This is a genomic window from Sphingomonas faeni, from assembly GCF_040407505.1.
Lineage (GTDB): Bacteria > Pseudomonadota > Alphaproteobacteria > Sphingomonadales > Sphingomonadaceae > Sphingomonas > Sphingomonas faeni_E.
The window spans coordinates 51,828-71,725 of sequence record NZ_JAPZPQ010000003.1 but is presented as its reverse complement, the minus strand read 5'-3'; the positions used below and the strand labels follow the sequence as shown (position 1 = coordinate 71,725).

22 protein-coding genes are annotated in these 19,898 nt (G+C 65.9%); 17 read left to right on the top strand and 5 right to left on the bottom strand.

Annotation, left to right across the window (positions count from 1 at the left end; translation table 11 throughout):
• Positions 1–10 precede the first annotated feature (10 nt).
• From O6X71_RS11115 to O6X71_RS11095, 5 genes are all read left to right on the top strand, one after another.
• The gene (locus O6X71_RS11115) at positions 11–979 is read left to right on the top strand and encodes a helix-turn-helix domain-containing protein (RefSeq protein ID WP_353465944.1); all 969 of its coding nucleotides are present in this window, start codon (positions 11–13) and stop codon (positions 977–979) included.
• A 108-nt stretch (positions 980–1,087) separates the two neighbouring features.
• A complete protein-coding gene (locus tag O6X71_RS11110) occupies positions 1,088–2,023 on the top strand; it encodes a tetratricopeptide repeat protein (protein ID WP_353465943.1) in 936 nt (311 codons plus the stop codon).
• Positions 2,024–2,216: 193 nt separating this feature from the next.
• A complete protein-coding gene (gene tilS, locus O6X71_RS11105) occupies positions 2,217–3,182 on the top strand; it encodes a tRNA lysidine(34) synthetase TilS (protein ID WP_353465942.1) in 966 nt (321 codons plus the stop codon).
• Between the two features lie 196 nt (positions 3,183–3,378).
• Positions 3,379–5,286, top strand: a complete 1,908-nt coding sequence (gene ftsH / locus O6X71_RS11100; protein ID WP_243644099.1) for an ATP-dependent zinc metalloprotease FtsH — start codon at positions 3,379–3,381, stop codon at positions 5,284–5,286.
• A gap of 63 nt (positions 5,287–5,349) precedes the next feature.
• A complete protein-coding gene (locus O6X71_RS11095; RefSeq protein WP_353465940.1) occupies positions 5,350–5,727 on the top strand; it encodes a hypothetical protein in 378 nt (125 codons plus the stop codon).
• Positions 5,728–5,861: 134 nt separating this feature from the next.
• Here O6X71_RS11095 and O6X71_RS11090 read toward each other — a convergent pair whose 3' ends face one another.
• On the bottom strand, positions 5,862–6,971 hold the full coding sequence (locus tag O6X71_RS11090) for a DUF3667 domain-containing protein (RefSeq protein ID WP_353465939.1): 1,110 nt from the start codon (positions 6,969–6,971) through the stop codon (positions 5,862–5,864).
• A 41-nt stretch (positions 6,972–7,012) separates the two neighbouring features.
• On the opposite strand from O6X71_RS11090, the gene O6X71_RS11085 reads away from it, so the two are divergent.
• From O6X71_RS11085 to O6X71_RS11035, 11 genes are all read left to right on the top strand, one after another.
• A complete protein-coding gene (locus tag O6X71_RS11085) occupies positions 7,013–8,311 on the top strand; it encodes a glutamate-5-semialdehyde dehydrogenase (RefSeq protein ID WP_353465938.1) in 1,299 nt (432 codons plus the stop codon).
• 31 nt (positions 8,312–8,342) lie between these two features.
• Positions 8,343–8,597, top strand: a complete 255-nt coding sequence (locus O6X71_RS11080; RefSeq protein ID WP_353465937.1) for a hypothetical protein — start codon at positions 8,343–8,345, stop codon at positions 8,595–8,597.
• Positions 8,594–8,881, top strand: a complete 288-nt coding sequence (locus tag O6X71_RS11075; protein ID WP_353465936.1) for a type II toxin-antitoxin system RelE/ParE family toxin — start codon at positions 8,594–8,596, stop codon at positions 8,879–8,881. The genes O6X71_RS11080 and O6X71_RS11075 overlap by 4 nt, the downstream gene beginning before the upstream one ends.
• On the top strand, positions 8,878–9,492 hold the full coding sequence (locus O6X71_RS11070) for a nicotinate-nucleotide adenylyltransferase (protein ID WP_353465935.1): 615 nt from the start codon (positions 8,878–8,880) through the stop codon (positions 9,490–9,492). Before O6X71_RS11075 ends, O6X71_RS11070 begins: the two co-directional genes overlap by 4 nt.
• Position 9,493: 1 nt before the next feature.
• Positions 9,494–9,901: a ribosome silencing factor gene (rsfS, locus tag O6X71_RS11065; RefSeq protein WP_056061225.1), complete on the top strand. Its 408-nt coding sequence runs from the start codon at positions 9,494–9,496 to the stop codon at positions 9,899–9,901.
• An 18-nt stretch (positions 9,902–9,919) separates the two neighbouring features.
• The gene (locus O6X71_RS11060) at positions 9,920–10,342 is read left to right on the top strand and encodes a 23S rRNA (pseudouridine(1915)-N(3))-methyltransferase RlmH (protein WP_353465934.1); all 423 of its coding nucleotides are present in this window, start codon (positions 9,920–9,922) and stop codon (positions 10,340–10,342) included.
• 3 nt (positions 10,343–10,345) lie between these two features.
• Positions 10,346–11,518, top strand: coding sequence for a murein hydrolase activator EnvC family protein (locus O6X71_RS11055; RefSeq protein WP_353465933.1), 1,173 nt, complete (start codon positions 10,346–10,348; stop codon positions 11,516–11,518).
• Between the two features lie 456 nt (positions 11,519–11,974).
• Entirely contained in the window at positions 11,975–13,363 is a 1,389-nt protein-coding gene (locus O6X71_RS11050) for a S41 family peptidase (RefSeq protein ID WP_353465932.1), read from the top strand.
• Between the two features lie 20 nt (positions 13,364–13,383).
• Complete coding sequence (locus O6X71_RS11045) at positions 13,384–13,866, top strand: disulfide bond formation protein B (protein ID WP_353466234.1); 483 nt, start codon at positions 13,384–13,386, stop codon at positions 13,864–13,866.
• On the top strand, positions 13,863–14,399 hold the full coding sequence (locus O6X71_RS11040) for a demethoxyubiquinone hydroxylase family protein (RefSeq protein WP_056061210.1): 537 nt from the start codon (positions 13,863–13,865) through the stop codon (positions 14,397–14,399). The genes O6X71_RS11045 and O6X71_RS11040 overlap by 4 nt, the downstream gene beginning before the upstream one ends.
• 62 nt (positions 14,400–14,461) lie before the next feature.
• The gene (locus O6X71_RS11035) at positions 14,462–14,980 is read left to right on the top strand and encodes a hypothetical protein (RefSeq protein ID WP_353465931.1); all 519 of its coding nucleotides are present in this window, start codon (positions 14,462–14,464) and stop codon (positions 14,978–14,980) included.
• A 79-nt stretch (positions 14,981–15,059) separates the two neighbouring features.
• Here the strand turns inward: O6X71_RS11035 and O6X71_RS11030 are convergent, their stop codons facing one another.
• Complete coding sequence (locus tag O6X71_RS11030; protein ID WP_353465930.1) at positions 15,060–15,692, bottom strand: DedA family protein; 633 nt, start codon at positions 15,690–15,692, stop codon at positions 15,060–15,062.
• Positions 15,693–15,772: 80 nt separating this feature from the next.
• Here O6X71_RS11030 and O6X71_RS11025 point away from each other — a divergent pair, with 80 nt between their 5' ends.
• Positions 15,773–16,570, top strand: a complete 798-nt coding sequence (locus O6X71_RS11025) for an aldo/keto reductase (RefSeq protein WP_353465929.1) — start codon at positions 15,773–15,775, stop codon at positions 16,568–16,570.
• A gap of 144 nt (positions 16,571–16,714) precedes the next feature.
• Here the strand turns inward: O6X71_RS11025 and O6X71_RS11020 are convergent, their stop codons facing one another.
• From O6X71_RS11020 to O6X71_RS11010, 3 genes are all read right to left on the bottom strand, one after another.
• Positions 16,715–18,100 (bottom strand): UdgX family uracil-DNA binding protein, encoded by a 1,386-nt coding sequence (locus O6X71_RS11020; RefSeq protein WP_353465928.1) that lies wholly within the window; start codon positions 18,098–18,100, stop codon positions 16,715–16,717.
• A gap of 127 nt (positions 18,101–18,227) precedes the next feature.
• Complete coding sequence (locus O6X71_RS11015) at positions 18,228–19,472, bottom strand: putative DNA modification/repair radical SAM protein (protein ID WP_353465927.1); 1,245 nt, start codon at positions 19,470–19,472, stop codon at positions 18,228–18,230.
• A gap of 219 nt (positions 19,473–19,691) precedes the next feature.
• The gene (locus O6X71_RS11010) at positions 19,692–19,868 is read right to left on the bottom strand and encodes a hypothetical protein (RefSeq protein ID WP_353465926.1); all 177 of its coding nucleotides are present in this window, start codon (positions 19,866–19,868) and stop codon (positions 19,692–19,694) included.
• Positions 19,869–19,898: the final 30 nt, after the last annotated feature.

The following is a 19,898-nucleotide window of genomic DNA, read 5'->3' as shown; positions in this document are numbered from 1 at the left end:
GGAGATAAGAATGGACGAGGTCGAGACCGGCCAGAACGCAGCACCCGCTCAACCAGAGCGTGCTGGCGACATTCTCCGCAAGGCGCGCGAGGCGCAGGGCCTGACTGTCGCGGACATTGCGACGCGGACCCGCGTGCCGCTGCGTCACCTCGAGGCGATCGAGGCGTCCGATTATTCCACGCTGCCGTCCTCGACCTACGCGGTCGGGTTCAGCCGTGCCTATGCGCGCGCGATGGGCATCGACGAGGTGCAGATCGCCAACATCGTCCGGAGTGACGTCGCCAAGCTCGGCAGCAAGAAGCCCGAATACGAACCGTACGAGATGACCGATCCGTCGCGCGTGCCCTCGCGCGGGCTGGCGATCGTCGCGCTGGGCATCGCGATCGCGGTGCTGGTGCTGGTCGGGCTGTGGTACGGTACCGACATGTTCCGCGGTTCGAACAACGCCTCGCCCACGACGCCGGTCGCCGAGACCGCGCCGAACCCTGCCGCGCAGACCGCGCAACCCGTCCCTGCGCCTGCCACGCCGGCCAACGGGCAGGTCACGCTGACCGCCTCGGACGAGGTGTGGATGCGCGTCTACGATGCTGACAACAAGACGCTCTACCTTGGCACGATGAAGCCCGGCGAGAAGTTCGACGTGCCGAAGGATGCCAAGGACCCGAAGATCAACATCGGTCGCGCGGACAAGCTGGCGGTGACGCTCAACGGCGCCGCAGCCCCTGCGCTCGGCACGGGCGAACGCGCGATCAAGGACGTGTCCGTGGGTGCCCCGGCGATTGCCGCGCGGATCGCCGGCACGCCCGAGCCTCAGGCCACGCCAACCGCGACCGGAGCGACTTCAACGCGTTCGCCGGAGCGGCCGCGGACTGCAAGCCGTCCCCGCACGCCGCGTCGCCCACTGAGCGAAACCCAGCGCGCCAACCTCGACGCGGCCGCCAACCCGCCGCCTGCCGCTACGGCAACGCCCAATCCGTGATTGCGGCGGACCGCCAAGGTCTAAGGCGCCAGGGTCTTAAGGCTGGCGACAGGATGGGTAGTGCAGCTATACCCGGACGATTAACCAATCCACCGGGGGGTGTGGCCCATGCGTAAGTCAATTCTGGTCGGCGTCTGCCTCGCGGCGCTGTTGCCCGCTGCCGTACAGGCACAAAATGTCGAGGGCCGCGTCGGCAAGCTCGAAAGCGAAATGCGCGCGGTACAGCGCAAGGTGTTCCCCGGTGGCGCGGGCCAGATGCTCCAGCCTGAAGTCCGCGCGCCACAGAGCGAGCAGGGCCCCGGACCTGGCTCGCCCGCGACCAGCGCGCTCGCCGACGTGAACCAGCGCGTCACGTCGCTCGAACAGCAGATGACCTCGCTCACCGAGCAGATCGAGCAGAACCAGAACCGCACCCGTCAGTTGCAGGACGCGTTCGACAATTACCGCCGCTCGAACGACGCGCGGTTGAAGACGCTTGAGACCGGCCCTGCACCGATCGCGACGGGGGCGGGGGCTGGTGGCCCGATCGAATCCGATGATCAGTCGAGTGGACAGTCGAGTGGTCCATCACGCCCAACCACGCGCCCCGAAGCCGCGAGCAAGCCCGGCGCGGCGACGCCGACCAAGGTCTCGGTCGAGAAGCCCTCGACCGGCGATCCGGCGGAGGACGAGTATATGTACGGCTATCGCCTGTGGGCCGCCAAGCAATACCCGCAGGCGGAGGCCCAGCTGAAGAAGGTCGTCGCCGACTATCCGAAGAGCAAGCGCGCCAGCTACGCGCAGAACCTGCTCGGCCGGTCGTATCTCGACGAAGGCAAGCCGAGCCTCGCGTCGATGGCGTTCTACGACAATTACAAGAAGATGCCCGAGGGGGAGCGCGCGCCGGATAGCTTGCTGTATCTGGGGCAGGCGCTGACCAAGCTCAACAAGCCGGCGGATGCCTGCAAGGTGTATGACGAGCTGAACGACGTCTACGGCGCCAAGATGGCGGCGGCGATGAAGGGGCAGGTCGCCGCCGGTCGCAGCGCGGCGAAGTGCAAGTAAGGCATCTTCCAGTGCGCACGCGTACCTGCCTGTCCGTGATCTCACGTCGCACTTTACCACCCCCCCGGCGGAGGCCGGGGCCCAATTGGCAAGGTCGTCGTAACGAAGGGCTACGCGCAGTCATCACCGTCCCCCAATTGGGCCCCGGCCTTCGCCGGGGTGGCGACCTTTCCACGGTCAGGACTGTCTTCGCATGACCGAAGAAGGACGCCGCTTCGCCGCCGACTTCGCGCGCTTGGCAGGCGACATCACCAACCCGCTGTTCGCCGTCTCCGGCGGCCCCGACAGCATGGCGATGCTCACCCTCGCGCACGAAGCCCTCCCCCCCGGCTTCACGGTCGCCAGCATAGACCACCGCCTCCGCCCCGAAGCGGTGGAGGAGTCCGCGATGGTCGCCGCGCATTGCGCCACGCTCGGTATCCCCCACGCGACGCTCGCCCCCAGCGAACCGATCACCGGCGCCAGCATCCAGGCGCAGGCCCGCACCACGCGCTACGCCCTCCTCACCGATCACGCCAGTGTGATCGGAGCAGGCGCGCTCGTGACTGGCCACCACGCCGACGACCAGGCCGAGACGTTCCTCATGCGCGCCGCCCGCGGGTCGGGGCTGGCCGGTCTCGCCGGCGTCCGCGCCCGCACCGAAGTCCACGGCGTAACGGTCGTCCGCCCCTTGCTCGACTGGCGCCGCGCCGAACTCCGCGCGATCGTCCGCCGCGCGGAGGTACCGTTCTTCGACGATCCCTCGAACCACGACGACCGTCACGATCGCACCCGCTTCCGCCGGTTGCTCGACCAGAACGAATGGCTCGGCACGCCTAATCTCGCGCGCGCCGCCGCGGCGCTCGCCGAGACCGACACCGACGTCCGCGCGATGGTCGACTGGATCTGGACCGAACGTGCCAAGGTCGGCGGCGGCGAGGTGAAGCTCGCGGTCGAGAACCTGCCTCGCGAAATCCTTCGCCGCCTCGCGCGCCGCGCGATCGGCACGGTCCGCACCGACGCCGGCATCGTCGCGCCCGAATGGACCGAGGCCGCCAATATCGAAAGCCTGCTCGACTCGCTGATGACCGGCAAACGGACCACTCAAGCCGGGATCATCGCCAGCGTTCGCGGCGACGTCTGGCGCTTCCGCGAGGCACCACCGCGCCGAACCGCTTAGCGCGCCCGTCCGTTCACACTGATCAACGCAAGTCGCGCGTTGTTCCATTGCCATTAACCTGCGCACGCTTATCTTGTGCGGTGAAAGGTATCGTGCACCCATGAGCGACAACGACAACCGCGGTCAGAAGCCCCAGGGCCCCGGAAACGGCGGCCCCGGCAATGGCGGTCCCGAAAACGGCGGCGGCAATCCTTGGATGAAAAGCCTGCTGATCTGGGTCGGCATCCTGCTCGCGCTGGCGCTGTTCGTGACCATGTTCGACGGCCGCACCGCGGCGTCGGGTGGTAACACGATCGCGTATTCGGCGTTCCTCGACAAGGTCGACGAGGGCACCGTCAAGGACGTCAACATCTCGCGCGATATCATCTCGGGGACGCTGTCCTCGGGCGAGAAGTTCAAGTCGTACCCAATCCCAGACTCGACGCTCGTGCCGAAGCTGCGCGAGAAGGGCGTCTCGATCAGCGCGAAGCCCGAAGAGGGCCCGTCGATGCTGGCGCTGCTCCTCTATCAGTCGCTGCCGTTCCTGCTGTTCCTCGGCATCGCGTTCTTCGTCCTGAAGCAGATGCAGAAGAATTCGGGTTCGGGCGCGATGGGCTTCGGCAAGAGCCGCGCGAAGATGCTGACGCAGAAGGAGGGCAAGGTCACCTTCCAGGACGTCGCCGGCATCGACGAGGCTCGCGAAGAGCTGGAGGAGATCGTTGAGTTCCTCAAGGACCCGACCAAGTTCGCACGCCTCGGCGGCAAGATCCCCAAGGGCGCCTTGCTGGTCGGTTCGCCCGGTACCGGCAAGACGCTGCTCGCTCGCGCGATCGCGGGTGAAGCCGGCGTGCCGTTCTTCACGATCTCGGGCTCCGACTTCGTCGAGATGTTCGTCGGCGTCGGCGCGAGCCGTGTCCGCGATATGTTCGAGCAGGCGAAGAAGTCCGCACCTTGCATCGTCTTCATCGACGAAATCGATGCTGTGGGTCGTCATCGCGGTGCCGGTCTCGGCAACGGTAACGACGAGCGCGAGCAGACGCTGAACCAGCTGCTCGTCGAGATGGACGGCTTCGAGGCGAACGAAGGCATCATCATCATCGCCGCGACCAACCGTCCCGACGTGCTCGATCCGGCGCTGCTGCGTCCGGGCCGTTTCGATCGGCAGGTCACGGTGCCGCGTCCGGATATCGAGGGTCGCATCAAGATCCTTGAAGTCCACATGAAGAAGGTGCCGCTTGCCCCCGACGTCGACGCTCGCGTCATCGCACGCGGCACGCCCGGCTTCTCGGGTGCCGATCTCGCCAACCTCGTCAACGAGGCAGCGCTGCATGCGGCGCGCAAGGGCAAGCGCCTGGTCGCGATGGCCGAGTTCGAAGAGGCCAAGGACAAGGTCATGATGGGCGCCGAGCGTCGCAGCATGGTCATGACCGACGATGAAAAGCGGATGACCGCGTATCACGAGGCCGGCCATGCCGTCGTCGCGATGCACGAGGCTGCTTCGGATCCGATCCACAAGGCGACGATCATCCCGCGCGGTCGTGCATTGGGCATGGTCATGCGTCTGCCCGAACGGGACTCGTACAGCTATCACCGCGATAAGATGTACGCGAACCTCGCCGTGTCGATGGGCGGCCGCGTCGCCGAGGAAGTCATCTTCGGCTACGACAAGGTGTCTAGCGGAGCCTCGGGCGACATCCAGTACGCCACGGGTCTGGCGCGCGACATGGTCACGCGCTGGGGCATGTCGGACAAGGTCGGCCCGCTCGAGTACGGCGAGCCTGAGGGCGAGTCGTTCCTGGGTTACTCGTCGAGCCGTCCGTCGCGCATGTCGAACCAGACCGCGCAACTGATCGACGACGAGATCAAGCGGATCGTCGAAGGCGGTCTCGACCGTGCCAAGCAGGTGCTGAGCGATCATGTCGACCAGCTCCACACCGTGGCCGGCGCGTTGCTCGAGTTCGAGACGCTGACCGGTGACGAGATAAAGAAGCTGATCGCCGGCGAGGATCTCGATCGTCCGGATCCGGGTGCCAAGGCGTCGACCGTCCCGCGTGCGGGCACGTCGATCCCCAAGACCCGCCGTCCGTCGGGACCTTTCGGGACGCCAACCCCTTTGGGGGCGTGATCCGGTTCACCGGACAGTCACTTAAGTAGCTCTATGGGCGGTCTTTTCTCGGAAAGGCCGCCCATGTCGTATTTGCGTTCCAAGGCTGTCGTCGCAGCATTGCTCATGGTCGGCGCGGCAATGCCGGCAAGCGCGGCGATAACCGTCGGCACCTTCCTGGCCCGCGCCAATGCGTTGCGCGACCAGGGCCCGATGGCGCTCATGTCGCCCGACCTCCCCGCCCTGAAGGCCGAAGCCAAGGCCGCAACCAATCAGTTGAAGGCAGAACGCGCCGCCCGCGCCGCCGCCGGCAAGCCACCGATCGCCTGCGTTCCGGAAGGCGAGTCCGTCGGCATCATGGACATGCTCGACGGCCTGAACGAACTCCCCGCCAGCTACCAGAAACGCCCCCTCAAGGACGGCTACGCCCGCGTCCTGGCGAACCTCTACCCCTGCCGTTGAGATGTCTGGGAGAGGTTGAGAAGGTCTTCTTTCATCCGTTCGTCCTGAGCGAAGTCGAAGGGCATGCCCCGCACGCAGGTGCTTCGCCTTCGCTCAGCACGAACGGGAGTTGGCAGGACCCGCCCTAATAACGTTCAGTCCGTCAAACCATGCAGCAACAGCAGTACGATAAACGCCAGCAAAACCGTGAACGCGAACGTCAACAGCGCCACCGTTCGCCAAGCCGCCGACCACTTCCGCAACTCATAAGCCCCCCGAAGCTGCGCGAACATGTGAACTGGCGGCACGAACATCGCCGCCATAACGATCCAGCCCTCCGCGACGCCTATAACGCCCGCTATGATCAACACGATCGTCAGGAGCATCATGAACGCGAGCGAATAGGTCACGAAAATAGCGTGGTCGTAGAGGTGATGTCGGCGTCGCCAGAGGAAAAGAAGCGCCATGAACGGCACGGATAATGGAATCAGCCCCCAGCTGTATTTATACGCGCTGGTCTGCAGTTTGTAGAACATCAGGCCCGGATTGCCGTTCGCCTTGGCGATCCCGTGGTCGAGCCGTTCCCAGCCGGTCTTGAAATCGCCCAGGTCGACCAGCGTACCGTTGGCGCCGCCATTTTGCATATCCGCGGCGACCCCGAGTGCACGGACAGTGGTACGGAGCGCGCTCGCCTGCCGATCGAGCGTGGCAAGCTGTTCTCCCGAATATTTGGCGGGTGCACGCTTCGCAACCTCCTGCTGCGCCTCGACTTTGTTCAGCGCGAGGCGAGCCCTGGCGGCCTCGCGCGCATAGTCGGACGTCTTGCCGGTGCGCTCGTCCCGGATGAAGTCCTTCGTCATTTCGCCGCCGACCGCGCCGATCGTCGCGAACATCAGGAAGACGGTGAACAGGAACAGCGCCAGCGGCGACACGAACCGCGCCCGCTCGCCATTGACGTACCGCCGCGTGAGCGCACCCGGATGCAGCACCAGCAGCGGCAAGGTCCGCCATATCTTGCCTTCGAAATGGAAAACCCCATGAGCAATCTCATGCCCGATCCCGCCCAGCGAGCGGTGGACGTGCGCCGATTGGCCGCAAGCATGGCAGTGCTCGCCCAGCAACCGCGTCCCGCAATTCAGGCACAGCGCAGCGGCCGGACCATGGCCGGTATGCGTGCCATGCGCTTCGCCCGCGCTCGGTTCGAACGCGCGCCCGACGATTGTACCCGTGGCGATATCCGCCGCTGCCCCGATATCCCCAGTCATGCGTCCCCCTGCAATATCGGTAGCGTAACGAGTTCGCGACGTTGGCGCGAGAGGCTTCGCATGTTACCGCGGCGACTATGGCCGACGTAGAAAACCCGACCGAAATGATCGCTGAAATGGGCGCGCGCGCGCGCTCTGCCGCGCTGGTTCTAGCGGCGATGCCGTCGGCGCTTAAAGCCGCGGCGCTTGCATCGGCGGCGGAGTCGATCCGAGCGGCATCCGCTGAGATCGTTGCGGCGAACGCGGAGGACATGACGCGCGCGGGCGAGGCAGGTTTGTCGGGTGCGCTGCTCGATCGGTTACGGCTTGACGAAGCGCGGGTCGCGGCGATGGCTGACGGCGTCGCGGCCGTGGCAGCGCTGGCGGATCCGGTCGGGCAGGTGATCGATTCCAGCGAGCGCCCGAACGGCCTCAAACTCTCGCGTGTCCGCGTACCGATCGGCGTCATCGGCATCATCTACGAGAGCCGCCCCAACGTCACCGCGGACGCCGCGGCACTGTGCGTAATGGCGGGTAACGCCGCGATCCTGCGCGGCGGGTCGGAAGCGGTGAAGAGCAATTGCGCGATCCACGCGGCACTGGTGGCGGGACTGAAAGAGGGCGGGGTGCCCGTCGACGCGGTACAACTCGTGCCGACTACCGATCGCGCGGCGGTCGGCGCGATGCTTAAGGCGGACGGGGTGATCGACCTGATCATTCCCCGCGGCGGCAAGAGCCTCGTGGCGCGCGTCCAGGCCGAAGCGCGCGTGCCCGTCCTCGCGCATCTCGATGGCATCAATCATGTCTTCGTGCATGCGTCGGCCGATCCCACGATGGCCAAGGCCGTGGTCGTCGATGCGAAGATGCGCCGCACCGGTGTCTGCGGGTCGATGGAAACGCTGCTGGTCGACCGTGACTATGCGGACGCACCCGCCCTGATCCGAAGACTCGCTGCAACGGGCTGCGAAGTCCGCGGCGACGCAAGCGCGCGTGTCCTCGTTCCCGAGATCGTAGCCGCCACGGCGGCCGATTGGGACTCAGAGTATCTCGACGCGATCGCCTCGGTAGCGATCGTCGATGGACTTGAAGGCGCGGTAGAGCACATCGCACGCCACGGCTCGCATCACACCGACGCGATCGTTGCCCAAGACGCGGCGGTTGCCGAGCGCTTTCTGACCTCAGTCGACAGCGCGATTGTCCTCTGGAACGCCTCTACCCAGTTCGCCGACGGCGGCGAGTTCGGGCTCGGCGCGGAGATCGGCATCGCCACCGGCCGCCTCCACGCTCGCGGCCCGGTCGCGCTCGAAGGCCTCACCACCTACAAATGGATCGGCCGCGGCACCGGCCAGGTGCGTGGTTGATTGTAAGAGGTGGAAAGCGCATGTTCGCGACATGACGGACGCATCGACCTTGATGATCGCGATCGAACCCGGCGTTGCCGACAAACTCGCAACACTGGCGCAGCGCCGCGGCGTCGGCGCTAGTGCCATCGCCGCCGAAGCGATCGCGCGTCGCGTCGACGAAGAACTCGAATTTCTCGACTTCATTCAGGCCGGCGAGGACTCGATCGCGCGAGGCGATTATCTCACCCAGGAGGAAATGGAAGCTTGGTTTGCGCAACGGCATAAGACCGCCGACGCTGCATGAGGGGCGTAAGATGGTCGCGCGACGCGCAGGCCGATCTTGCGACGATCAATGACGAGTTCGACAAGATCGATCCTAATACCGCGAGCCGGGTTGGCACCTCGGCGGTAAACGCAGCCAGATTTCTGGCGGATTATCCGGGCGCGGGGTCGGCGGTGCCAAATACCCGACTGCGTAAATGGCGCGTCGCAGGTACGCCTTACATCCTGCTCTATCGGTTGGCGGACGATGACCTGTTCATCGTCCGCGTCATTCATGTCGCGCGTGATCGACAGCAGTTCCTATGACCCACGTCGGCATCCTCGGCGGGTCGTTCAATCCCGCGCACGGCGGGCATCGCGGCATTACGCTTGCGGCGATCGACGCGCTCGCGCTCGACGAGGCGTGGTGGCTGGTGTCCCCCGGCAACCCGCTCAAGGACGCGGCCAACGACATGGCGCCGCTCCCCGCGCGCCTCACATCCGCCCGGCATATGGCCCGCCGCGCACCGATCCGCGCGACCGATCTCGAGGCGCGGCTGCACACTCGCTACACGCTCGACACGATCCGCAAGCTCAAGCGCCGCTACCCGAAAATCCGGTTCATCTGGCTGATGGGGGCGGACAATCTCGCGGACTTTCACCGGTGGAAGAACTGGCGGCAGATCGCCCGCGAGGTTCCGATTGCGGTAATCGCGCGTCCGGGATATGACGGGCGCGCCCTCGCGGCCCCCGCGATGGGTTGGCTGCGGCGCTTCCAACGGCGCACAGACCATGCGAAGAGCTGGACGACGTGGAGATTGCCGGCCCTCGTGCTGTTGCGCTTCCGACCCGACCCGACCTCCGCAACCGGCCTGCGTGCCAAAAATCCCGACTGGGTTCAGCACGTTGCTGGTCCGGTAGTCTTACCCAGGAGCTGACTTGGCCACTTCCCCTACTGCCCCTCGCGCGACCGACCCCGAAGAGGTTGAGGCGCTGCATCGCCTGATCCTCGCGTCGCTCGACGACGACCAGGCGGTCGAGACCATCTCGATCCCGCTCGCGGGCAAGACCAGCATCGCCGATTACATGGTGATCGCCAGTGGTCGTTCGACCCGTCAGGTCGCCTCGATGGCGCAGAAGCTGGCCGAGCGGATCAAGGCCGAGTTCAAGCGCCCCGTGAAGATCGAAGGCCTGCCGACCGCAGACTGGGTGCTGATCGACGCGACCGACGTCATCGTCCACCTGTTCCGCCCCGAAGTCCGCAGCTTCTACAATCTGGAGCGGATGTGGGCATTCGGCGACGCACCGGCGCCGCCGCCCGTGCCGACCTTTACCGACGAAGACTAGACCCACTTCGAGGCGGCGGTGCTGCTCCACATCGTCGCCCGCGGTCGGATCGGGCGCTCGCCCGAGGCCGACCTCGTCGACCGCTATCTGAAGCGGATCGTCTGGCGGACCAAGGTCAGCGAGCTTCCCGACACCGGCGGCAAGATCCCGCTGGTCGGTGAGCAGACTAGGCGCATCCTGCTCGACGAGAAGGGCGAGACGCTGTCCTCGACGCAGTTCGCGCAGAAACTCGAGCGATGGCGCGACGACGGCGTGCGCGAGGCGCGGTTCATGATCGGCGCTGCCGACGGCTTCGACGATGCGGCGCGCGACGAGGCGGACCTGCTGTTCTCGTTCGGCCGAGCGACCTGGCCGCATCTGCTCGCCCGCGCGATGCTCGCCGAACAACTGTTCCGCGCGACCAGCATCCTTGCCAACCATCCCTATCACCGCGAAGGGTGATGCATGAGGGTAGGGGGCGTTCTCGCGATCGCGGCGCTGTTCGCGGCGGCGGGCGTAACCGCACAGACTGACGCGCCCGAGTTGGCGACCGAGCAGCAACGGCTGGTCGCGGCGAAACGCGACGCCGCGCTCGCCGCCGCCCGCGCCGCCAAGCTCGCCGCAGCGGCCACGCAGGAGCGCAACGCCGCCGACAAGGCGCGCCGGGAAGAGCAGGCGCTCGCTGCCCGCGTGACCGCCGCCGAAGCGAATCTGGCCACCGCCAGTGCGCGCGTAACGCTGGTCGAGCGCCTGCTGTCCGATCAACGCGCCAAGCTCGGCCGTGCGCAAGCGCCCGTCGCACGGCTGCTCGCGGCGCTGCAATCGCTGGCACGCCGTCCGACGATCGTCGCGGTCGCGCAGCTCGGATCGGTCGACGACCTCGTCCATGTCCGCGCGGTGCTCGGCAGCGCGCTCCCCGTGGTCCGCCGGCGTACCGAAGCCGTCCGCATCGAACTCGCCGAAACGCGACGCCTGCAAGCCAGCGCCACGCTCGCCGCCAAGGCCTTGGCAGACGGTCGCGCGCGCCTGGAGAACGACCGCATCGCGCTGGCCACTCTTGAAGCGCGCCATCGCCAGCGCAGCCAGTCGCTCGGCCGCGGCGCGCTCAGCGAGTCCGATCGCGCGCTGGCGCTTGGCGAACGTGCACGCGATCTCGTCGACGGCATGGCGTCCACCACCAACGCCAAGGCGACCGCAGCCAGCCTGATCGCGCTCGCCGGCCCGATCCCCCGCCCGGTCGCGCCCGGCACCAGGCCCCCGGCGCCACCGCGCGGCGTGTACCGCACGCCGGTGACGGGCAGGCTTGTCACCGGCTTCGACGAGGTTTCGGACTCCGGTGTCCGATCGCGCGGCCTGACCTTCGCCACCGCCCCCCGCGCGCGCGTCGTCGCACCCGCGGCTGGCACGGTCCGCTACGCGCGTCGTTTCCGCGACTACGGGACGATCGTCATCATCGACCACGCCGACGGTTGGACCAGCCTCGTCACGGGCCTCGCGACAACCTCCGCAAAGCCCGGCGACCGCGTCGCGATGGGCGCGCCGCTCGGCACCGCCCCCCGCGAAGATCCGAGCATCACCGTCGAGCTCCGCCGTCGGGGGCGACCTGTCGATGTGGCTGCACTAATAGGGGTGCGCTGATCGGCGCGGAGAGATCAGCATCCGATTGCGTGGCCCGACTTTCCCAAAACCACCCCGTCACCCTGGATTGGTTCCGGGGAGCTACCGTTCCGCAAACCCAAGTCTCTCGATCGTGCGGAACCGTGGATGCCGGAACGAGCTCGGCATGACGGAGCACGGTGGAGGAGACTTGCCGCCCAAATCTGATGAGCGCCGCTTTCGATCCTCCCCTGCAAGGGGGAGGTGGCTGGTGTTAGCCAGACGGAGGGGGAGGCAAGCGAAACCGCTGCCCCGTGTCCTCCCCCTCCGTCACCTTCGGCGACACCTCCCCCTGGCGGGGGAGGATCGAAAGCGTCCCAGTCAGCCCCCATTAACCCCGACCCGCCTTCACTCCGCGCGCGCGTTGCCGCCAGCGTTCCGCTACGCTACGCCGTCACGACCGTACGACACGTCATTTCTCAGGTTGCAGGACCATCGATGCCTCGTCCTATACTGCGTACCCCGTTCCTTGCCGCGACTGCGATCGTCGGCGCGCTGACGCTGATCCCGCTCGCCACCTCCGCGATGGCGGCAGTCGACACCGACACCTACCGCGAGTTCGACCAGTTCCTCGACGTGTTCAACCGCGTGAAGGCGGAGTATGTCGACAAGGTCGATGACAAGACGCTGATCAAGGGCGCGATCCAGGGCATGCTCGCCAGCCTCGATCCGCACTCCAGCTATGTCGATGCGCTCGACTACGAAAACCTCCGGATCATGACCGAAGGCAATTACGGCGGCCTCGGACTGACGGTGCAGATGGAGGACGGCGCGATCAAGGTCGTCGCCCCGCAGGAAGACTCCCCCGCAGCTCGTGCCGGTGTCAAATCCGGCGACTACATCACGCATATCGACGGCAAGCTGATCTACGGCGATTCGCTCGACGAGGCGGTCGGCAAGATGCGCGGCAAGCCCGGCAGCAAGATCACGCTCGGCCTCGTCCGTCCCGGCCGCGACAAGCCGCTCGACGTGACCATGATGCGCGAGATCATCGTCCAGAAGCCGGTGAAGTGGGAAGTCCGCGGCGACGTCGGCTATATCAACATCAACACCTTCAGCGAGAACACCGGCGCCGATACGCGTGCGGCGATCATGGCGATCGACAAGTCGCTCGGCCACCGCCCGCTCGGCTACGTCGTCGACCTCCGCGAGAATGGCGGCGGCCTCCTGACCCAGGCGATCGAAGTCAGCGACGCGTTCCTCGATCACGGCGAGATCGTCTCGCAGCGCGGCCGCGAGAAGACTGATATCGAGCGCTATTACGCCAAGCCCGGCGACGACGCGCACGGCCTGCCGGTCGTCGTCCTCACCGATCCCGGCACCGCGTCCGCGTCCGAGATCGTCGCCGGCGCGCTGCAGGATCATCACCGCGCGCTGATCATGGGCGAGCGCAGCTTCGGCAAGGGCTCGGTGCAGACCGTGCTCCAGCTCGGCCCGGAGACCGCGCTCCGCCTGACCACCGCGCGCTACTTCACGCCGTCGGGTCGGTCGGTGCAGGAAGGCGGGATCGAGCCCGACATCAAGGTGCCGCAGCTCACCGATCCCGATTACAAGTCGCGCCCGGTGTTCCGCGAGGCGGACCTGCGCAAGCATCTGATCAACGAGGTGAAGGCGGACAACGCGGTGCTCGAGGAGGATACTAAGACCGATCCGCGCTTCTCGCAGACCCCCGACCAGTTGAAAAAACAGGGGATCGACGACTTCCAGCTCTACTATGCGCTGAAGACGGTCGCGCGCCTCGGCGGGGCAACGCAGGTCGCCGCCGCGACCAAGCCGCGCCCGATCAAGCCCGATCCCACGGACACCACCAAGGCGCCCACCAAGTGAGCGTGCGTCGCGGGCTTGGCATGACCAAGAACGAAGAGATCGCGCGCGCCATCGCGTTGTTGCTGCCGGCGTTCCTGCTGCTCGGCGCGCTCGGCTCGCAATATCTTGGCGGGCTCTATCCGTGCGAGATGTGTCACTGGCAGCGCTGGCCACACTATTCGGCAGTGCTGATAGCGGGCGCGACGTTCTTGGTCCCCGGCCGTTCGCTGCGGGCGTCGCTGGTGATCATTGCCGGGCTGTTGATCGGTCTCAGCGGGGTGATCGGCGTCGCGCATGCTGGCGTCGAATATCATTGGTGGAACGGCTTTACCGCCTGCACCACGACCGTGTCGATGGCCGGCACGACCGCCGCCGAGCGCCTCGCCGCGATCATGAACGCGCCGATGGTGCGTTGCGACTCGCCACAGTGGAAGCTGCTCGGCATTTCGCTCGCTGGGTTCAACGCGATCTTTTCCCTCGTCGGTGCGTTCACCATATTCGCACTCATGAGGAAGACGAGATGAGCGGCTGGAAGCCAGGAGACGCCAAGCGGGCGACGGATTCGATGATTCGCGTTGACCAAGCCGGCGAATACGGCGCGATCCGCATTTATGCGGGCCAGCTTGCGGTGCTCGGCGATCGCCACCCGGCATCGCGCTCGATCCATCACATGGCGCAGCAGGAAGAGCGGCATCGCGCGTTCTTTGACAAAATGATCGTGGAGCGCCGCGTGCGCCCGACGGTGCTGCAGCCGATCTGGAAAGTCGCGGGCTTCGCGCTAGGCGCCGTGACGGCCGCAATCAGCCCGCGAGCTGCGATGGCGTGCACGGCCGCGGTCGAGACCGAAATCGACAAGCATTACGAGGAACAGCTCGTTCAGCTTGGCGCCAGCGATCCCGAGCTATCGGCAGCGATCCTCGATTTCCAGGCCGAGGAACTCGAGCACAAGGCCACCGCGATCGCTGCGGGGGCCGAAGAGACTCCGGGTTATCCGGTGTTGAGCGCCGCGATCCGGCTCGGCTGCAAGGTCGCGATCGCGACCGCCAAGCGGATCTGAGATACTGCCGATACAATGAGATACGGCCAGTGACTGAAGTACGGATTGTGGGAGTGATGCGTATGAAAATGCTTTTTGCGACGGCGTTGCTCGTCGCCGGACCCGTTGCGGCGCAGACGGCGCAACCTGCTCGCCCCGTAGCGCCGCCAACGCTGGCGCAGATACCCGCCAAGGGACCGACGCTGGCGCCGGCTCTGCCCGGCGCTACCGGCAAGTCGAAGCCGATTTCGGCCCCCGGCGAAGTCTCGCGCAGTGCGCCCATCAACGGCGTCTTGACGCTATTCGGCAACGAACGCTGCCCGACCAACCAGAACGGCGAAGAGATCGTCGTCTGCGTCCGCCGCAGCGCGCAGGAGCAATACCGCGTTCCAAAGGAACTCCGCGAGTTCGTCGTCACGCCCGAGAATGCAAGCTGGGCGACCAAAGCGCAGGGCACGATGGACGCCGGGTCGGGCGTCAACACGATCGGCAGCTGCTCTGCAGTCGGCGCCGGCGGTGCCACTGGCTGCTTCGGCCAGCGCGTTCGCGAATCGCGCCTGGAAAACAAGACGCGCGCCGCAGAAGTGCCTGTCCTGCCCTGAACAGTATGATCATCGTTCCTCTTCCTGTTGGGAGGAGGAACGCAAATCCAAGGCTATCGTATAGAACAGCGCACCGCGGTTACGGGTGGTGCTTCAGTCCGCGCACCCGGTGCCATATATAGAAGCCGACGAGTGCGATCAGGACGACGCCGATCAGCAGGTCGGCGCTGTGGAAGGCGGCCTTCACGCGCGGATCGCTGTCCCATTTGTCGCCGAGCTTCATGCCGACCCACGCCAGCCCGAAGCACCACGGCCATGACCCGATGAACGTGTAGACGTGGAACGGCACCAGCTTCATCCGCGCCACTCCGGCGGGGAAGGCGATGAACGAGCGGATCACGGGGAGCAGGCGGCCGATCAGTACCGCAGCCGAGCCCCAGCGCGCGAAGAACCGGTCCGCCGCGTCGAGCTCGCCCGGCCCGATCAGGACGAAGCGACCCCAGCGCTCGGCCATCGGCCGGCCGCCGCGCTTACCGATCTCGTACGCTACGATCGAACCAAGATTGCATCCGATCGCGCCCGCGGTCGCGGCGAGATACAGGTCGAACCGCCCGGTCGAGACGAGATAGCCGGCGAAGGGCATGATGATCTCGGACGGCAGCGGGATGCACGCGCTCTCGATCGCCATGAGCAGCGCGATGCCGACATAGCCACCCGACGAGATGACGCCGATCGTGAAGGTGGCCAGCACGGCCAGAATCTTTTCGAACATGGCTCGGTCGATTGCGCGAACCGGGCGCGGAAGGGAAGAGCCAATCGGAACCGCCGGCCGTGTCGTGCGCTGTTTGCGGCATGACAGATATTACACTGAACGACGGCCGCACGATGCCCCAGCTCGGCATGGGCACGTGGCAGATTCCCGACAGTCAGGCTGCGGCGATCGTCCGCTCCGGGCTCGATATCGGCTTCCGGCTGGTCGACACCGCCGCGATCTACGAGAACGAGCGTGGCGTCGGTGACGGCTACAAGGGCTCGGACGCGTTCCTGACGACCAAACTCTGGAACGACCGGCAGGGTGACGCCGAAGCGGCGATGGACGAGAGCCTTGCGCTGCTCGGTGTCGAGTCGGTCGACCTGTACCTGATGCACTGGCCGGTGCCGAAGCAGGACAAGTATGTCGAAGCATGGAAGGATATGATCGCGCTGCGCGATGCCGGGAAGGCCAAGTCGATCGGCGTGTCGAACTTCCTTCCCGAACATATCGACGCGATCGTCGCTGCGACCGGCGTGACGCCGGCGGTCAACCAGATCGAACTTCACCCGAATTTCCAGCAGCACCAGCAGCGTGCGTATCATGAAGCGCATGGCATCGTGACGCAGAGCTGGAGCCCGTTGGGGCAGGGCAAGACATTGTTGCAGGACAGCGCGATCGTCCGGATCGCGGACAAGCATGGTCGGAGTGCGGCGCAGGTCATCCTGGCGTGGCATTTGGCAAACGGCTTTTCGGTCATCCCGAAGGCGTCGGATGCCGAGCATCTCGCGGACAATTTCGCGGCTTTGGATCTGACGCTGGATGACGAGGACATGACCGCGATCGAAGCGCTCGACGACCCTGCTGGCCGGTTGGGACCAGAACCGAACGTGATGTGAGTAGCGGAGACGCCGCTCTAACTTGCTCCGTCATCCTGACGAAAGTCAGGACCCAGGGTTACGGAGGATAGCGATTGTGGCTCTGGTTCCTGACTTTCGTCAGGATGACGGGGGGGGTAAACTGGTACGATATGCCGCCGAGGATCAGCCGATCCGCCCGCCTACCGTTCGCAAATCCTCGACGAACCGCGCGTATTCCTCCGCCGCATGCGCTGGGTCCGGCAGCCGCAGCAAATAGCTCGGATGCACCGTAATCCATGCTTCCCCGCCATCGGGCAGTTGCAATGCCCGTCCACGCTCGCGGCCGATCGTCATCACTTTCCCGAACAACGACCGCGCGGCTGTCGCCCCTAATGCGACAGTCACCTTCGGCTTGATCAGCATCTGCTCCTGCTCGATCCACCAGCGGCAGGCGTCGATCTCGCCGCCGCTGGGCTTGGCGTGGATGCGTCGTTTGCCGCGTTGTTCGAATTTGAAGTGCTTCACGGCGTTGGTGACGTAGGCGCGTGAGCGGTCGACGCCGGCTTCCGCCATCGCCTTGTCGAACATCTGGCCGGCGGGGCCGACGAACGGGCGTCCGGCGATGTCCTCTTGGTCGCCGGGTTGCTCACCGACGAACATCAGCGGGGCATCGACCGGGCCTTCGCCGAACACGGTTTGCGTCGCGGGTTTGTAGAGCGGGCAGCGGGTGCAACCGGCGGCCTCGTCGCGCAGCGCTTCCCATGCGATCAGGCTGTTGCCGCCGACGTTGTCGCGCGCTTTTTGGATCATGCCGCTCTCCCTTGCTTGCGCCGCTGCAAGCAAGCCCGGCACCAGCGCGGTCTCGGGCATGTTCTTCCAGTATTTCTTCGGCATCTCCTTCAGCATCGCGCCGATCTTCACGCGCGCCGGGTTGAAGATGCTGGCGTAGTACGTCTTCCAGACCTCTTCGGTCGGATCGCCGTCGGGGGCATCCGACTTGCTCGCGCCGGGGCCTTCGCTGAGCGCCTTGCCGTCCCAGTGGATCGAGACTTCGGGCGTCAGGATTGACCAGCGCATGCTGGCGAAGCGGTTGACGAAGAAGGCTGCATTGGCGCGGACGATGTGGTGGTCGGGTTCGAACCAAGCGACGAAGCGGGTGCCGCCGTCTTCCTCGACCTCGCGGAAGCGGAGGAAGGCGCGCATCTTGTGAATGTCGCGGCGGACGTCCTTGGCGATCCTGTCGAGGCGGCGGACGAGCGGATCGGCGCGGTCCTCGATCAGTTTTTGTTCGCGGCGGAGGCGGGCAAGTAGCGTGTAGAGCAGGGCGAACCGCTCGGGATCGCTGCCGAGGATCGCGCTGCGGGCTAGGTCTATAAAGGCGCGGGGGACGGAGAACGCGCCGGGGGGCGGGGCGGGCGCGGGTTCGGCGACGGTCGCGAACAGGTCGACGGGTTCGTCGCCGACTTGCCAGACGACGTCGTCGGGGGGGACGTCCTCGGCGATCAGGCCACGTGCGGCGTCACGCCAGCCGTCGAAGTCGTCGGGTTCGGATAGGGTTACGACGCGCATGTCTTCCCTCCTCCCTGGAAGGGAGGCGCCGGGGGTGGGTTGCTTTCGAGGGAATGCCGCGTCTGCCCCAAGCCGACCCACCCCCAACCCCTTCCTTCCAGGGAGGGGGGCAGGGTGCGCGTCGGCGTCACGCGAACATTTCCATCTGCTTGGGTTTCGGGGCGACGATGGGTCGGAGTTCGGCCTTGTCCGCTAGCGTCACGGGGCGCCAGTCCTCGGCGATGATGAAGGGGCGGAGCTTGGCGACTGACACGGTCAGCCGGGCGATGTCCGCCAAATGCAGGCGGCGCCAGCGGCGGCTGGTGAGGATGCCGTTGACGGCTTTAACGCCGAGTCCGGGGACGCGGAGGAGCATTTCGCGGGGCGCGCGGTTGACGTCTACGGGGAAAGACCCGCGGAATTTGAGCGCCCAGGCGAGCTTGGGGTCGATGTCGAGCGGGAGCATGCCGGTCGCGTCGTCGGCGGCGGCGACCACCTCGTGCGGTTGGAATTCGTAGAACCGCATCAGCCAGTCGGACTGGTAGAGACGGTGCTCGCGCATCAGCGGCGGTCGTTGCAGTGGCAACACTGCGCTCGCATCCGGGATCGGGCTGAACGCCGAATAATACACCCGGCGAAGGCCGAAGCGGTCGTACAAGGTCGATGCCTTCCGGACGATATCGCCGTCCGTCGCGGCATCCGCTCCAACGATCATCTGCGTCGACTGGCCGGCCGGGGCAAACTTCGGCGCCGACTTGTACTTTGCCTTGGCGTCCTTGCCGTCGATGATCGACGCCTTCACCTCCGCCATCGCGGTCTCGATGCGGACGCCGTCCTTTTCCGGGGCAAGACGCTTGAGGCCGTTTGCGGTCGGGAGTTCGACATTGATCGAGACGCGGTCCGCGTACAGCCCAGCCTGGTGGACGAGCTCGGGATCGGCGTCGGGGATCGTCTTGAGGTGGATGTAGCCGCGGAAATGATGGTCCTCGCGCAAATTCCGCGCGACCTCGACCATCTGCTCCATCGTGTAGTTCGACGACGCGATGATGCCGGACGAGAGGAACAGGCCCTCGATGTAATTGCGCTTGTAGAAGGCGATGGTGAGATCGACGACTTCCTTCGCCGTGAAGCGGGCGCGGCGGACGTTCGAGCTCTTGCGGTTGATGCAGTAGTGGCAGTCGAAGATGCAGCTGTTGGTCAGCAGGATCTTCAGCAACGAGATGCAGCGCCCGTCGGGCGCGTAGGCGTGGCAGATGCCCATGCCTTCGGTCGAGCCCAGCCCCTTGCCGTCCTTCGAATTGCGCTTGGTCGTCCCCGACGACGCGCAGGATGCGTCGTATTTGGCTGCATCGGCGAGGATCTCGAGCTTTTCACGGGTGTCGAGTTGGGCCATTCGTTCGTCTTACGTTCCGCGAAAAGGGGTGTCGAGTGATGGAGATCAACTTGTCGCTATGTCGCTGATGCGGGGCGGTTCTCGGTCGTGGCGGCAGAGTGAAGTATAGAAAGTGCAGACGCTGGGAGCGTTTTCGCAGGGCCGGTTTCCTAGGATGAAAGTCTAACGATCGAGGCGTCGGAACGCTGTCATGATCGGGGCGTGTAGGACAGCGATCAGTTAGCCGAACACGTAGCGGATCAGGTCGACCATGCCGCCCAAGCTGACGGGCAGGAGCAGCAACAGGAACAGATAGACGAAGACCAGGCGGGTAAGCGCTTTCTCGTGCCGATACACGGGCTTGCGCGGAGGCAGGTCCTCCTTGCGCGGCCAGATGCTGGATTCGTCGAGGAACATCGAGGGTCAACGTCGCGAACGGGGATTGTC